Raw genomic sequence first — 13,371 nt, 5'->3', positions numbered from 1 at the left:
GGGGCGGCGACGGATCAGGTGACATCGTCGTGTTGCCCGGCGGTGAACGACGGCTCCGGTATCGCGGTGGGCGGTTCGATGACCGATGCTTCGTCGTCGGGAATCACGGCCTGGGCTTCACGTTTGGCCTTCCGTCTGTCGTGCAGCCGGGAGATCTGGATGGCCAACTCCAAGAGCACGGACAGCGCCAACCCGAGCGCGGTCATCGAAAACGGATCGGACCCGGGGGTGAAGACCGCCGCGAACGCGAACATCCCGAAGATCAGGCCGCGCCGCCACGCCTTGAGCCGCTCGTAGGGCAGCACGCCGATGGTGTTGAGCATGACGATGAGCAGCGGGAATTCGAAGCTGACGCCGAAGACCACCAGCAGGTTGATCAGGAAGCCGAAATACCGGTCGCCGGACAGCGCGGTCACCTGGACGTCGCTGCCGACGGTCAACAGGAAACCCAGCGCCTTGGCCAGCACGAAGTAGGCCAGCACCGCGCCGACGACGAACAGCGCCACGGCGGGGATCACGAACGCGACCGCGAAGCGGCGTTCCTTCTGGTACAGGCCGGGCGTGATGAACGCCCACAGCTGGTAGAACCACACCGGGCAGGCCAGCACCACCCCGGCCGTCAGCCCGACCTTGAGTCGCAGCATGAACTGGTCGAACGGCGCGGTGGCCAGCAGCCGGCATTGGCCGCCCGGGCTGATCTCCGCGCGCGCCGACTGCGGCAGCGAACAGTAGGGATGCCGCAGCCACTCGCCCAGGCTTTCCAGCCCGAAGATCGAATGCGAGTACCAGACGAACCCGAAGATCGTGGTCACCAGGATGGCGGCCAGGGAGATCAGCAGCCGGGCGCGCAGCTCCGTCAGATGGTCGACCAGCGACATGGTCGCATCCGGATTGGTTCGGCTGCGCCGGTTACGGGGGTTGAGGCGCCTCAGCAGGCCGGAAGTGCGCGCTGAAACCTTGAAGACTCTCACGATGCTCGGTCAGTGGCGCTCGGGCAGCGCGACGATGATGGCGGCTACGCCGGACGTGCTTCGCTGTGCCCCTGCTCGCTGGGCGCCGGCGCGTCGACCCGCTGCGACTGCACGGGAGTGGGGTTCGCCGCGGAGGCCTCGCCCTGGGTTCCCAGGGCCGACGTCTCCGCTTTGTTCTCCGTCTGCATTTCGCGGAGCTCGGACTTGAAGATCCGCATCGACTTACCCAACGAACGCGCCGCATCGGGGAGCTTCTTGGCACCGAACAGCAATATCACCACGACCGCGAGGATCGCCCAGTGCCACGGACTAAGACTGCCCACTTTGATTACCTCCAGACGTTGACCCGATGCTACCGCAGTAGCGCCATGTGGCGGCGGGCCCGCGCCGCGCCGCGGTGAACCATGTCGCCTGGGCTTTTATGAGCTCAAGGCTTGGTAGGACGTCACGGCGGCCGCGGCGGCGTCCCGCACCCGCTGCGCCAGGGACGCGGGCTGCAGCACCTGCACGTCGGCCCCGAAGCCCAGCACCAGCCGCGTCATCCAATCCTCGGAGGCGTAGGTCATCACCGCCTCGCAGGATCCATCCGGCAATTCGCGCACGTCGCGCATGGGGTAGTACTCGAACATCCAGGATGCCGCGGGTGCCACCCGCAGCTTGGCCGACGGCAGCGACGGGTCGCCGTCGAAGAGCGAGGTGTCCGGCGGGGCGTGCAGCGCCGGCTCGGGCGGCGCGGCCGGCTCGTCGAGCTCGCTGGCGTCCACGATCCGGTCGAAACGGAACAACCGGACGCCTTCGGCCTCGCGCGACCAGCCCTCCAGATAGCTCTGGCCGCCGATCAGCAGCACTCGGATGGGGTCGACGACGCGGCTGGTCAGGGTGTCGTGCGAGGCGGAGTAGTAGTCGATGGCCAGCGCGTGCCTGGACTGGACGGCGGCGCGCACCGCGGCGGCGGCGCGGTTCTCCACCGGCGCCGGTTCGTCGACGGCCGACGCCGCATGGGTGGCGTCGTGCCCGAGAGCTCCCGCGGCGTCCTCGATCTTGGCGATGGCGCTGCGCGCGGCTTCGGGGTCGACGACGCCGGGAATGTCGGCCAGCGCACGCAACGCCACCAGCAGTCCGGTGGCCTCCGGCGAGGTGAGCTTGAGCGGGCGGTCGATGCCCGCGGAGAACGTCACCTCGATGGTGTCCCCGGAGAATTGAAAATCGATGAGGTCACCCGGGAAATAGCCGGGCAGACCGCACATCCACAGCTGGTTGAGGTCCTCTTCCAGCTGCTTGGCCGATACCCCGAGGTCGGCGGCGGCCTTGGCTCGGGTGACCCGCGGATTGGCCTGGAAATACGGCACCATGTTGAGCAGCCGGATCAGGCGGGTGGAGATGGGTGTCATGCGGACACTCCCCCGCGCCCGGGCTGTTGCCCCGCACCGACGGTGTCCGCGCCCGCATGCGCGCGCAGCCGGGCCAGCACGTCGTTGCGCAGCGATTGCGGGTCGAGCACCAGGGCGTCGGCTCCGTAGCTGGCGATGTCACGTGCCAGCTGGTCGGCGGACCTGATGTCGAGTTCGATCACCTCGCCGTCGCGACCGCCGAGTTGGCGCGCGTCGACGGGCCTGCCGGCGCGCCGGAGCGCGGTGGCCCGCCCGTCGGCCACCCATACCCGGGCCTGTCCGATGCTCGGCGCCGACACGTCGGTGACGGTCTGGGCCACGATCTTGCGCAGGTCAACGTCTTTCGGCACGGTGACGGCGCCCGGCGGGCCGATCGGCGTGACGTCCGGGCCGATCCGGGAGAGCCGGAAGGTGCGGGTCGCGTCGCGGTCGCGGTCGTGGCCCACCAGGTACCATCGGCCCTTCTCGGTGACCACACCCCAGGGCTCGACCGTGCGGGTGGCGTACGGCTCGGCCCGGGACGGCCGGTGCGGAAACTGCACGGCCTGGCGGGAATCGATGGCGGACAACAGGATTCCGAGGACTTCCTCCGAGCCACGCAGGCCCGGCACGCCGGCCGGCGACGCGATGGCGACCGGCGCGTCCGGATCGACGTCGACGCCGGCCGCGCGCAGTTTGAGCAGCGCGCCCTGGGTCGCGGTGATGAGTTCGGGTGACTCCCACAGCTGCGTCGCAACGGCCACCGCGGCCGCCTCGTCGGGGGTCAGGTCGACCGGCGCGAGCGAGTAGGCGTCGCGGTTGATCCGGTAGCCCTCGGTGGGGTCCCACGCCGACGCCCGGCCGACCTCGAGCGGGATGCCCAGGTCGCGCAGCTCGTTCTTGTCCCGCTCGAACATGCGCGAGAACGCCTCGGCGCTGGCGCTGTCGGAGTAACCCGCCACGCTCGACCTGATTTTCTCCGCCGAGATGTAGCCGCGGGTGGACAGCAGGGCGATGACCAGATTGACCAGCCGCTCGACTTTTGACGTCGCCATTGGCTCCAGATTATTCGATGGACCTCGTCCGGCGCTTCCGCGGCCGCTCGCGTCGCGCGATTCCCTGCCACCAGTGTGGCGCCGAGCCGACGTGCGGCTACATGCTCGCGATCAGTCGCTTGACCCGCTCGTCGACCGCCCGGAAGGGGTCCTTGCACAGCACGGTGCGTTGGGCCTGGTCGTTGAGCTTGAGGTGCACCCAGTCGACGGTGAAGTCCCGGCCGGCGGCCTGGGCCGCGCTGATGAACTCGCCGCGCAGCCGCGCCCGGGTGGTCTGCGGCGGGTTGTCGACGGCCTCGGCGATCTCCTCGTCGGTGGTGACGCGCGCGGCCAGCCCCTTGCGCTGTAGCAGATCGAAGACGCCGCGCCCGCGCTTGATGTCGTGGTAGGCGAGGTCCAACTGGGCGATCTTCGGGTCGGACAGTTCCATGCTGTATCGGTCCTGGTAGCGCTGGAAGAGCTTGCGCTTGATCACCCAGTCGATCTCGGTGTCGACCTTGGCGAAGTCCTGGCTCTCGACCGCGTCGAGCTGGCGGCCCCACAGGTCGACGATCTGCTCGATCTGCGCGTTGGGCTCTCGGGTCTGCAGGTGCTCGACGGCCCGGCTGTAGTACTCGCGCTGGATGTCCAGCGCGCTGGCCTGACGGCCGCCCGCCAGCCGCACGGGACGACGGCCGGTGACGTCGTGGCTGACCTCGCGGATGGCGCGGATGGGGTTGTCCAGCGAGAAGTCCCGGAACGGGACGCCGGCTTCGATCATCTCCAACACCAGCGCCGCCGTGCCTACCTTGAGCATGGTGGTGGTCTCGCACATGTTGGAGTCGCCGACGATCACGTGCAGGCGCCGGTACTTCTCGGCGTCGGCGTGCGGCTCGTCGCGGGTGTTGATGATCGGCCGGCTGCGGGTGGTGGCCGAGGAGACGCCCTCCCAAATGTGCTCGGCGCGTTGGGAAAGGCAGAACGTCGCGGCCTTGGGGGTCTGCAGCACCTTGCCGGCCCCGCAGATCAGCTGGCGGGTGACCAGGAATGGCAGCAGCACGTCGGAGATCCGGGAGAACTCGCCGGCCCGCACGATCAGGTAGTTCTCGTGGCACCCGTAGGAGTTGCCCGCCGAATCGGTGTTGTTCTTGAACAGGTAGATGTCACCGCCGATGCCCTCGTCGGCGAGCCGCTGCTCGGCGTCGACCAGCAGGTCCTCCAGCACCCATTCCCCGGCGCGGTCGTGGGTGACCAGCTGTATCAGACTGTCGCACTCGGCGGTGGCGTACTCGGGGTGGCTACCCACATCGAGATACAGGCGGGCGCCGTTACGCAGGAAGACGTTGGAGCTGCGGCCCCAGGACACGACGCGACGGAACAGGTAGCGGGCGACTTCATCCGGGCTGAGCCGGCGGTGGCCATGAAACGTGCACGTCACGCCGAACTCGGTCTCGATGCCCATGATTCGTCGCTGCACGTAATCGAGGGTACTTGCTGTCCGACCGGGACGGTGAGCAAGCCGCGCGTATCAGTTTGACGAAGTTCGTCGTCGACCCGTGGGGTGGCAGCGCGGGGCGCACGGAACCACCTGTCCGCCCGCACCGACGCCCTGGCTATGAGCTAGCTCACCGGCACCTTCCGAACCACCAGTCCCATCAGCACCGGCGAGTGAGCGTCGCCGTCACGGGCAAGTCGTGTCTAGTCGGAGGAGTCGCCGTCAGCGTCCGACGGTTCGCCGTCGCCCCCCGAGCCGTTGGAATCCAGCTCGCGCAGCAAATTCTCCAGGGTGGCGCGATTGATCCGCCGGAACGCCCGTCGCGGGCGGTTGACATCCAATATCGCGACTTCCAGGCTAGCCACGTCGAGGGTGGACTGGTCACCATTCGAGGCTTCGCTGCCGGCCCGCAACGCTTTCACCGCGATCCGCATGGCCTCACGCAGATCGGCATCCTCGGCGTACGACTCCTTGAGCGCCGTGACGATCGGTTCGGTGGTACCCCCCATCACCACGAAATGCGGCTCGTCGGCGATCGATCCGTCATAGGTAATCCGGTACAGCTCAGGCGGTTTGCTTTCGCCGTAGTGCGCGACCTCGGCGACGCACAATTCCACCTCGTAGGGCTTGGCCTGCTCGGTGAAGATGCTGCCCAGCGTCTGCGCGTAAACATAGGCCAGCTGGCGGCCCGTGACGTCGCGACGGTCGTAGGCGTAGCCGCGGGTGTCGGCGAATTGAATTCCGCCACGGCGCAAATTGTCGAATTCGTTGAACTTGCCCGCGGCGGCAAAGCCCACGCGGTCGTAGAGTTCGCTGATCTTCTGCAACGACCGCGACGGGTTCTCCGCGACAAAAACCACACCGCCGGCATAAACCAGCGCGACCACGCTCTTGCCGCGCGCGATGCCTTTACGCGCGAGCTCGCTGCGCTCGCGCATCGCCTGCTCAGGCGAGATGAAATACGGGAAGCTCACTTCTCACCACTATCGGGGCCGAAAGTGTCAGCGCGCGAACGGCTTTGGATGACTTCGCGGGCCAACTCGGCGATGCGTGCCTCCGGCACGTCAAGTGCCCCCTCGGCGCCGATGGTGACCGCCGTGGGATAGATCCCGCGTACCAGATCCGGTCCGCCGGTGGCGGAGTCGTCATCAGCCGCGTCATAGAGCGCCTCGATGGCGACGCGCACCGCGGAATCGGCGTCGGTCACCTGCGAGTACAACTTCTTCATCGACGACTTGGCGAAAATCGAGCCCGATCCCACCGACTGATAGCCCTCCTCTTCCAGGTTCCAGCCGCCGGCGGCGTCAAAAGACACGATGCGGCCGGCGCCTTCGGGATCGGCCGCATCGATGTCGTAGCCCACCAGCAACGGCAACGCGATCAGACCCTGCATCGCGGCCGCCAGGTTTCCGCGCACCATGATCGCCAGCCGGTTCACCTTGCCGGCGAACGTGAGCGGCACGCCTTCGAGCTTTTCGTAGTGCTCGAGTTCCACCGCATAAAGGCGGGCGAACTCGACGGCGATGGCGGCCGTACCCGCGATACCGGTGGCGGTGTAGTCGTCGGTGATGTACACCTTCTTGACGTCGCGCCCGGCGATCATGTTGCCCTGCGTCGAACGCCGGTCGCCGGCGAGCACGACGCCGCCGGGGTATTTCAGCGCGACGATGGTGGTGCCGTGCGGCAGCTGCCCCGTGGCGGCATCCGATTGCGTGCCGGACAGGCTTGCCGGCAGCAATTCCGGCGCCTGGCGTCGCAGCAGCTCAGCAAATGACGAGAGGTCTATAGCGGGGTCTCTTGAGAATGCGGAGCCGGGGAGTGCGGAATTGGTGGACAGGCGATTAGAGAAAGGCCAGGTCACTGTCCGCCCTTTTGGACATACGCGCGAACGAAGTCCTCAGCGTTCTCCTCGAGGACGTCGTCGATCTCGTCGAGCAGATCGTCGGTGTCCTCGGCTAGCTTCTCCCGGCGCTCTTGGCCCGCGGCGGTGCTGCTGGCGATGTCGTCTTCGTCGTCGCCACCACCGCCACGCTTGGTCTGCTCCTGAGCCATCGCCGCCTCCTGCGTTGTGTGGGCCATCTGAATGGCTTATTCACCGATCAAGCCACACTGCCCGTTGGTCTTTCCTAGCCTACCGGTCAACCCCGACGTTCCCGCGGTGAACCGGTACCTAGCTGGTGAGTTGTTCCACCAGTTCGGCGGCGCTGTTCACCGAGTCCAGCAGCGCCCCGACGTGCGCCTTGCTGCCGCGCAGCGGTTCCAGCGTCGGAATGCGGACCAGGGAGTCACCACCGAGATCGAAAATCACCGAGTCCCAGCTGGCCGCGGCGATGTCGGCGCCGAACCTGCGCAGGCATTCACCCCGGAAGTACGCGCGGGTGTCCGTCGGCGGTTTGTCCACCGCTTCGAGCACCTGGTGTTCGGTCACCAGGCGCTTCATCGAGCCGCGCGCGACCAGCCGGTTGTACAGGCCCTTGTCCAGCCGGACGTCGGAATATTGCAGGTCGACCAGATGCAGCCGCGGCGCCGACCAGCTCAGGTTTTCGCGCTGCCGGAACCCTTCGAGCAGGCGCAACTTGGCCGGCCAGTCCAGGATTTCGGCGCATTCCATCGGATCGCGCTCGAGTTGGTCGAGCACGTGCGCCCAGGTTTCCACTACGTCGGCCGCCCGCGGGTCGGGGTCGCGACCGTCGACCAGTTTGGCTACCCGATCGAGGTAAACCCGTTGCAGCGCAAGAGCAGTCAGTTCCCGGCCGTCCGCCATGGCCACGGCGACGCGCAGCGACGGGTCACGGCTGATCGCGTGGACCGCGTGCACCGGCCGGGCCAGCGCGAGATCGCTCAGATCGATGCCGTGCGCCGGGCCCTCTTCGATCAGGTCCAGCACCAGGGCGGTGGTGCCCAGCTTCAGGTAGGTCGACGTTTCGGCGAGGTTGGCGTCGCCGATGATGACGTGCAGCCGGCGATACCGGTCGGCGTCGGCGTGCGGTTCGTCGCGGGTGTTGATGATGCCGCGCTTGAGCGTGGTCTCGAGGCCGACCTCGACCTCGATGTAGTCCGAGCGCTGGGACAGCTGAAACCCGGGCTCGTCGCCGGACGGCCCGATGCCGACCCGTCCGGAACCGGTGACCACCTGCCGGGAGACCAGAAAGGGGGTCAGCCCGGCGATGATTGCCGAAAACGGGGTCTGCCGCGACATCAGATAGTTCTCGTGCGACCCGTAGGAGGCGCCCTTGCCGTCGACGTTGTTCTTGTAGAGCTGCAATTTCGCGGCCCCGGGCACGCTGGCGACGTGGCGGGCGGCGGCCTCCATCACACGCTCGCCGGCCTTGTCCCAGATCACCGCGTCGAGCGGGTCGGTGCACTCGGGCGCGGAGTATTCGGGGTGCGCGTGGTCGACGTACAGTCGCGCGCCGTTGGTCAGGATCATGTTGGCCGCGCCGACCTCGTCGGCATCGACCACCGGGGGTGGGCCGGCCGAACGGCTCAGGTCGAAGCCGCGGGCATCCCGCAACGGCGATTCCACCTCGTAGTCCCAGCGGGTGCGCTTGGCGCGCTGAATGCCCGCCGCGGCCGCGTAAGCCAAAACCGCCTGTGTCGACGTGAGGATCGGGTTGGCCGTCGGGTCCGATGGCGATGAAATGCCGTATTCAACCTCCGTCCCGATGATTCGTTGCATGACCTAAGCGTAGGCCGGTTGACGAGGCGGCCCGTGCGGCGGGGCGGAGTGGGGGTACCTCCCAGCGGCGCAGCCGCGACGGGGCAGGCCGTTGAGCGGGGCCGCCGATGTCGGGAAAATGCCAGTCCGGCAACCCTTCCGATAAGGGCACCACGGGCGACATGCCGGCCGTAGGGTGAGCCGGCATGGAGCTACTTCGCGGCCGCGCTCCGAGCCGCCGGGCCGAGCCGAGCGCCGCGGCCGAAAGCTGGTTTTTGGAGCGCGGTTTGCCGTCCGTACTCACCCGGCGTGCGCGATGGCGGCGGCTCTGGCCGCGGTCGGCGCCGATGCTTGCCGCGTACGCAGCGCTGCAGGCCTGCATCCTGGCGGTCTATCTGACCACCGGCGGCCACGACGTCGAGATCAGCGGCGAGCCGACAACTTCGGAATTGGCCGTGCTGGCTCTGCTCGCGCTGGCCTTGCCGTTGACGGCGGCCGTCGGCTGGCTGACCTCGCGATCGCGAAGCCGCAAGGCACGCACCGCGATAGCGACGTCGTCGGTGCTGGCCGTGGCGTGCGTTGGAGTCGCCGTAGGCGACGTCGTACAGGAGGCCGTCGTCGTTGTGGCCGTGCTGATCCTGACCGGCAGCGGAATCGGATCGGTCATCGGCTGGGCGGTGCGGATGATGCTGTCGCACCTTGCGACCGTGGGCGCCTTGGCCGTTCGGGCCTTGCCGGTCGTGCTGCTGACCGCGTTGGTGTTCTTCAACACCTACGTCTGGCTGATGGCCGCGACCATCAGCGGCAACCGGCTGGCACTGGCCATGGCGTTCCTGGTCACCATCGCCGCGGCATTCGTCAGCTCGGCCACGCGAGAGCGCGTCAGGCCGATGCTGAAATTGGCGACGGCGCGGTGCGACGAACCCGAAAAGCTCGCGGGCACACCGTTCGCCACGTTGCCCAACGCCGCCGCCGGCGCACCGTTGAAGAAGTCGGAGCGCCTCAACGTCGTTTTTGTTCTGGCGGTCTCTCAGCTGGCGCAGATCCTGGTGGTGGCGGTGGTGACCACCGCGATCTACTTGATTCTGGGGCTCATCGTGCTCAGCCCCGAACTGCTCAACGAGTGGACCCACACATACAAGAGCAGTGCGACGGTGCTCGGATTCACGCTGCCGGTGCCCGACTCGCTGATCCACATGACGCTGTTCCTCGGCGCGCTGACGTTCATGTACATCAGCGCCCGCGCGGCCGGCGACGCGGAATACCGGTCCACGTTCCTCGACCCGCTGATAGACGACCTGGACACGACTTTGGCGGCGCGCAATCGCTACCACGGCGCCGCCGGGGTCACCGCCTGTCGTGTTGACGGCGCCGACACCAGTGACTAATTTCACCCTGTGTCCGCCCCTGAATCCGGCCAATCCGTCGGTAAGCACGCACTCGACCTGTCCGGAAAGCGCTACGGCGAGGTACTCCTCGTAACGCCGGGCGAGGCGGGTCCGCAGGCAACGGTGTACAACAGCTTCCCGCTCAACGACTGTCCCCAAGAGCTGTGGTCGGCGCTGGACGCGCACGCCATCGCCACCGAACACGGGGCGGCCGCTGCCCTGCTGAACGGTCCCCGGTATTGGCTGATGAACGCCATCGAAAAACAAGCCCGGGGGCCGCAGATCACGAAATCCTTTGGTGGGATCGAAATGATCCAGCAGGCCACCGTGCTGCTGTCCTCGATGAACCCGGCGCCGTACATCCCCAACACCGTCAGCCGTCACACGGTGTTCGTCTTCAACGCCGGCCAAGAGGTGTACGAACTCATCGATCCCCAAAGCCAGCACTGGATCATGCAGACCTGGAGCCAGGTCGCCGACGCCGCCCTGTCACGCGCGGACCTACCGGGCCTTGGCGATCGTCTCGACCTGCCGGCGGGGTGGGCCTATCAACCTCGGGTGCTCACCGACGAATTGCGCCTGGACACCACGCAGCGGCCGGCCCAAGTGCTGCAGGACAATCTGACCAACAGCTATTCGCTGGTCACCGACTGACCGTCGGCGATGCCGAGATATAAGCCACGCACACCCGCCTCGGCGTGTCGTGTGCGTGGCTTATATGTCGCGCTAGAAGTTGCCGATCCCTACAGGTACTGACCCAGGTTGGATTCGGTGTCGATGGCCCGCGACGCGCTCGAGCTCTTGCCGGTGACCAGGGTGCGGATGTAAACGATCCGCTCGCCCTTCTTACCCGAGATCCGTGCCCAGTCATCGGGGTTGGTGGTGTTGGGCAGGTCCTCGTTCTCGGCGAATTCGTCGACGATCGAGTCGAGCAGATGCTGGATGCGCAGACCCCGCTGACCGGTCTCCAGCACCGACTTGATCGCGTTCTTCTTGGCACGGTCGACGACGTTCTGGATCATCGCCCCAGAGTTGAAGTCCTTGAAGTACATGACTTCCTTGTCACCATTGGCGTAGGTGACCTCCAGGAACCGGTTGTCGTCGATCTCGGCGTACATCCGCTCGACGACCTTTTCGATCATCGCCCTGATGCAGGCCGAACGGTCGCCGTCGAACTCGGCGATGTCGTCGGCGTGCACCGGCAGGTTCTCGGTCAGGTACTTCGAGAAGATGTCCTGCGCCGCTTCGGCATCGGGCCGCTCGATCTTGATCTTCACGTCGAGACGGCCGGGCCGCAGGATCGCGGGGTCGATCATGTCCTCACGGTTGGAGGCGCCGATCACGATGACGTTCTCGAGTCCCTCCACACCGTCGATCTCACTGAGCAGCTGAGGAACCACCGTCGTCTCGACGTCCGAGGACACGCCGGTGCCGCGGGTGCGGAAGATCGAGTCCATCTCGTCGAAGAACACGATCACCGGTGTGCCTTCCGACGCCTTTTCCCGGGCGCGCTGGAAGATCAGCCGGATGTGCCGCTCGGTCTCGCCGACGAACTTGTTGAGCAGCTCGGGACCCTTGATGTTCAAGAAGTAGGACTTGGCTTCGCGGGCGTCGTCGCCGCGCACCTCGGCCATCTTCTTGGCCAACGAGTTGGCCACGGCTTTGGCGATCAGCGTCTTACCGCAACCGGGCGGGCCGTAGAGCAGCACACCTTTGGGCGGACGCAGCGCGTACTCGCGGTATAGCTCCTTGTGCAGGAACGGCAGCTCCACGGCGTCGCGGATCTGCTCGATCTGGCGAGTCAGGCCACCGATGTCCAGGTAGCTGACATCGGGCACCTCCTCCAGCACCAGGTCCTCGACCTCGGCCTTGGGGATGCGCTCGAAGGCGTAACCGGCCTTGGTGTCGACCAACAATGAATCGCCCGGCCGCAGCTTGCGCGGCCGGGTGTCGTCGTTGAGCGCGTCGGGATGCCCTTCCGGCAGGTTCTCGGCGACCAGCGGCTCGGCCAACCACACGATGCGTTCCTCGTCGGCGTGTCCGACGACAAGGGCGCGGTGCCCGTCGGCGAGCAGTTCACGCAACGTGGAAATCTCGCCGACCGACTCGTACGTGCCGGCCTCGACGACGGTGAGTGCCTCGTTGAGGCGGACCGTCTGACCCTTGCGCAGCAACGGGACTTCGATATTCGGCGAGCAGGTCAGCCGCATCTTGCGACCGGAGGTGAAGACGTCGACGGTGTCGTCCTCGTGGGCGGCCAGCAGGACGCCGTAACCGCTGGGCGGCTGCCCCAGCCGATCGACTTCCTCACGCAGCGCCAGCAGTTGCTGGCGGGCCTCTTTGAGGGTCTCCATCAACTTGGAGTTCCGCGACGCAAGCGAGTCGATTCGCGCTTCCAGCTGATGCACATCGCGCGCGGAGCGGGCGCCGCCATGCGAGCCGGCGGCGTGCTCGAGTTGCTCGCGCAACAGCGCTGCCTCGCGGCGTAGTTGCTCCAACTCGGCCTCGTCGCCGCTGGACATGTCTGATTCGTGAAGAGGTCCGAAAGCGTCAGAACGCTCTGAGCTACCCATGTTGCGCTCCTTTCCCACACCGAATTGGCGCGGCGGATACTTCAAAGCTACCGGCGATTGCCGATTGATGTGCGTAGTCAAATACCCACGAAAAGTTAAGATTTTCGTCACGCTGGTAATCTCGGCCACTAATCGTGATGATCGAAAGGGCCGCCGTGACCGCAAAAAGCCTCGCCACAGGCTCGACCCGCGTCGCCGTCGTAGCCCCCGCCGCGGGTGTGACTTCGATTGCACCCATCGGCCCGACCTTAGCGACAACCATCCTTCGCGAAGCGGCCAGAGCCGCCTAGCCGGCCGACCGACTGGATGCACCGGCCACTGTTAGTAGCGCTGAGCGCCGCCACCGCCGTGGCGGCAGTCGGGCTCGCGGCGTGTTCGTCGCCGCACCCGAAGAGTGATTCGTCGGCCGTCTCTTCGCTGCCGCCCGCCTCGTCGAGCCAGGTTGCTGCGCCGGTCACGACTCCCCTGCCGCCACCCGAAGCGCTCACCGACGTGCTCGCCCGACTCACCGACCCGAACGTTCCGGGCGCCAGCAAGGTGAATCTTGTGGAGGGCGCGACGCCGGAGAGCGCGCCCATCCTGGACAAGTTCACCAACGCCTTGCGCGACAACGGCTATCTGCCCATGACCTTCAACGCGAACGACATCGCGTGGTCGGACAAGAACCCGTCGAACGTGAAGACCAGCATCGCCGTGCACACCGCACAGGCCAACAATTCCAACTTCACCTTCCCGATGGAGTTCACCCCCTTCCAGGGCGGTTGGCAGCTGTCGCGGCATACCGCCGAAATGCTGCTGGCCCTGGGGAAGTCGCCGGCGGCTCCGACTTCGGGGGCCCCCGCGCCTCCCCCGGGCTGTCTCTTATACACATCTCCGAGCCCA

At 66.7% G+C, this 13,371-nt stretch carries 13 protein-coding genes; 3 read left to right on the top strand and 10 right to left on the bottom strand.

The window, feature by feature from the left end; translation table 11 throughout:
- Positions 1-14: 14 nt before the first annotated feature.
- The 9 genes from tatC to dop form a co-directional block, all read right to left on the bottom strand.
- The gene (tatC, locus tag A5760_RS13370) at positions 15-971 is read right to left on the bottom strand and encodes a twin-arginine translocase subunit TatC (protein WP_155764322.1); all 957 of its coding nucleotides are present in this window, start codon (positions 969-971) and stop codon (positions 15-17) included.
- Between the two features lie 44 nt (positions 972-1,015).
- On the bottom strand, positions 1,016-1,294 hold the full coding sequence (gene tatA, locus A5760_RS13365; RefSeq protein ID WP_064881448.1) for a Sec-independent protein translocase subunit TatA: 279 nt from the start codon (positions 1,292-1,294) through the stop codon (positions 1,016-1,018).
- Positions 1,295-1,390: 96 nt separating this feature from the next.
- Positions 1,391-2,362, bottom strand: a complete 972-nt coding sequence (locus tag A5760_RS13360; RefSeq protein WP_064881446.1) for a helix-turn-helix transcriptional regulator — start codon at positions 2,360-2,362, stop codon at positions 1,391-1,393.
- Positions 2,359-3,396, bottom strand: a complete 1,038-nt coding sequence (locus A5760_RS13355; protein WP_064881444.1) for a helix-turn-helix transcriptional regulator — start codon at positions 3,394-3,396, stop codon at positions 2,359-2,361. The genes A5760_RS13360 and A5760_RS13355 overlap by 4 nt, the downstream gene beginning before the upstream one ends.
- 97 nt (positions 3,397-3,493) lie before the next feature.
- A complete protein-coding gene (gene pafA / locus A5760_RS13350) occupies positions 3,494-4,852 on the bottom strand; it encodes a Pup--protein ligase (protein WP_155764321.1) in 1,359 nt (452 codons plus the stop codon).
- A 221-nt stretch (positions 4,853-5,073) separates the two neighbouring features.
- Positions 5,074-5,844, bottom strand: a complete 771-nt coding sequence (prcA, locus tag A5760_RS13345; RefSeq protein ID WP_064881440.1) for a proteasome subunit alpha — start codon at positions 5,842-5,844, stop codon at positions 5,074-5,076.
- Positions 5,841-6,731 carry a proteasome subunit beta gene (prcB, locus tag A5760_RS13340; protein ID WP_064881437.1) on the bottom strand — a complete coding sequence of 297 codons (891 nt, stop codon included), beginning with the start codon at positions 6,729-6,731 and terminating at the stop codon, positions 5,841-5,843. Before prcB ends, prcA begins: the two co-directional genes overlap by 4 nt.
- Positions 6,728-6,922, bottom strand: a complete 195-nt coding sequence (locus A5760_RS13335; RefSeq protein WP_044488417.1) for a ubiquitin-like protein Pup — start codon at positions 6,920-6,922, stop codon at positions 6,728-6,730. Before A5760_RS13335 ends, prcB begins: the two co-directional genes overlap by 4 nt.
- Positions 6,923-7,040: 118 nt before the next feature.
- Positions 7,041-8,549 (bottom strand): pup deamidase/depupylase, encoded by a 1,509-nt coding sequence (gene dop / locus A5760_RS13330; protein WP_064881435.1) that lies wholly within the window; start codon positions 8,547-8,549, stop codon positions 7,041-7,043.
- 185 nt (positions 8,550-8,734) lie between these two features.
- Here dop and A5760_RS13325 point away from each other — a divergent pair, with 185 nt between their 5' ends.
- The gene (locus tag A5760_RS13325; RefSeq protein WP_082279456.1) at positions 8,735-9,916 is read left to right on the top strand and encodes a hypothetical protein; all 1,182 of its coding nucleotides are present in this window, start codon (positions 8,735-8,737) and stop codon (positions 9,914-9,916) included.
- A 9-nt stretch (positions 9,917-9,925) separates the two neighbouring features.
- A complete protein-coding gene (locus tag A5760_RS13320) occupies positions 9,926-10,570 on the top strand; it encodes a hypothetical protein (RefSeq protein WP_064881433.1) in 645 nt (214 codons plus the stop codon).
- 89 nt (positions 10,571-10,659) lie between these two features.
- On the opposite strand, the gene arc is transcribed toward A5760_RS13320, so the two are convergent.
- The gene (gene arc / locus A5760_RS13315; protein ID WP_064881594.1) at positions 10,660-12,489 is read right to left on the bottom strand and encodes a proteasome ATPase; all 1,830 of its coding nucleotides are present in this window, start codon (positions 12,487-12,489) and stop codon (positions 10,660-10,662) included.
- Positions 12,490-12,795: 306 nt separating this feature from the next.
- Here arc and A5760_RS13310 point away from each other — a divergent pair.
- Positions 12,796-13,371: hypothetical protein (locus tag A5760_RS13310; protein WP_064881592.1), on the top strand; the 576-nt coding region annotated here is incomplete at its 3' end.

Source organism: Mycobacterium colombiense, assembly GCF_001665835.1.
GTDB classification, from domain to species: domain Bacteria; phylum Actinomycetota; class Actinomycetes; order Mycobacteriales; family Mycobacteriaceae; genus Mycobacterium; species Mycobacterium colombiense_A.
Note: the sequence above shows the minus strand (reverse complement) of the source record. Positions and strands in the feature narration are given on the sequence as shown.

Bases quoted from the DNA above. Each gene is read 5' to 3' on its own strand.
- A5760_RS13360 (WP_064881446.1), bottom strand. From the start codon at position 2,362: ATGACACCCATCTCCACCCGCCTGATCCGGCTGCTCAACATGGTGCCG.
- A5760_RS13355 (WP_064881444.1), bottom strand. From the start codon at position 3,396: ATGGCGACGTCAAAAGTCGAGCGGCTGGTCAATCTGGTCATCGCCCTG.
- A5760_RS13335 (WP_044488417.1), bottom strand. From the start codon at position 6,922: ATGGCTCAGGAGCAGACCAAGCGTGGCGGTGGTGGCGACGACGAAGAC.
- dop (WP_064881435.1), bottom strand. From the start codon at position 8,549: ATGCAACGAATCATCGGGACGGAGGTTGAATACGGCATTTCATCGCCA.
- A5760_RS13325 (WP_082279456.1), top strand. From the start codon at position 8,735: ATGGAGCTACTTCGCGGCCGCGCTCCGAGCCGCCGGGCCGAGCCGAGC.
- arc (WP_064881594.1), bottom strand. From the start codon at position 12,489: ATGGGTAGCTCAGAGCGTTCTGACGCTTTCGGACCTCTTCACGAATCA.